General features: G+C 65.4%; 1 pseudogene. It reads left to right on the top strand.

Annotation, left to right across the window (positions count from 1 at the left end):
• A pseudogene (locus tag KI686_RS17535) lies at positions 1-327 on the top strand (elongation factor P); the annotation flags it as partial.

Here is a 327-nt window from a genome sequence, read left to right as displayed (position 1 = left end):
GTCGTCTCCGGCAAGGTCGTCGACCGCACCTACAACGCAGGCGCCAAGATCGACATCGAGAACGTCGACCGTCGTGACTTCCAGTACCTCTATACCGATGGCGACAGCTTCGTCTTCATGGACGTCGAGGACTACGACCAGCTCACCGTCGGCGCCGCGACCGTCGGCGACGCCGCGCACTTCATGCTGGAGAACCAGCAGGTGCAGATCGCGCTGAACAACGGCAACCCGCTGTACATCGAGCTCCCGGCATCCGTCGTGCTCGAGGTCACCTACACCGAGCCGGGCCTGCAGGGCGACCGCTCGTCGGCCGGCACCAAGCCCGCC

Source organism: Polaribacter sargassicola, assembly GCF_021991835.1.
GTDB lineage: Bacteria > Bacteroidota > Bacteroidia > Flavobacteriales > Flavobacteriaceae > Polaribacter > Polaribacter sargassicola.
The sequence above is the reverse complement of the archived record's forward strand: the minus strand, read 5'-3'. Positions and strand labels throughout refer to the sequence as shown.